Origin of the sequence: Mesorhizobium sp. M1A.F.Ca.IN.022.07.1.1 (assembly GCF_003997575.1) — a bacterium.
GTDB lineage: Bacteria > Pseudomonadota > Alphaproteobacteria > Rhizobiales > Rhizobiaceae > Mesorhizobium.
In genome coordinates, this window is sequence record NZ_RZST01000715.1 from 1 (window position 1) to 622 (window position 622).

The following is a 622-nucleotide window of genomic DNA, read 5'->3' on the forward strand; positions in this document are numbered from 1 at the left end:
ACGCGATCCTGCGCAGGAGCGCGTCGTCGCTGCGCTCGACCGGCTGACCGACGAGATCTCCGCAAAAAGGCTGGCGCAGAAATCGAGCGCGCTGGGCTGGCTGTTTGCGCGCAGCAACAAGCCGCGCGAGGCTGTCAAGGGCCTTTACATCCATGGCGGCGTCGGGCGCGGCAAGACGATGCTGATGGACATGTTCTTCGATCTCCTGCCGGTCAGGCGAAAGCGCCGCGTCCATTTCAACGATTTCATGGCCGACGTGCAGGACCGCATCCAAAAACACCGGGCGGCGCGCAAGAACGGCGATGTCAAGGAAGACGATCCGATCCCGCCGGTGGCGCGGGCGCTGGCCGAGGAGGCCTGGGTGCTGTGCTTCGACGAGTTTTCGGTCACCGACATTGCCGATGCCATGATCCTGTCGCGCCTGTTCTCGGCGCTGTTTTCCAAAGGCGTCGTGCTGGTCGCCACCTCCAACGTCGCGCCTCATGACCTTTATCGAGACGGCCTCAACCGGCAGCTTTTCCTGCCCTTCATCGGCCTGCTCGAACGTCATGCGCATGTGCTGACGCTGGATGCCGAAAAGGACTACCGGCAGGAAAAGCTCAACCGCTTGCCGATCTATGTC

Annotated in this window: 1 protein-coding gene; it reads left to right on the forward strand. The window is 62.5% G+C overall.

Annotated features, from left to right (window positions below; translation table 11 throughout):
* A partial coding sequence (gene zapE / locus EOA75_RS33580; RefSeq protein WP_127326191.1) for a cell division protein ZapE occupies nucleotides 1-622 on the forward strand: 622 nt, incomplete at both ends.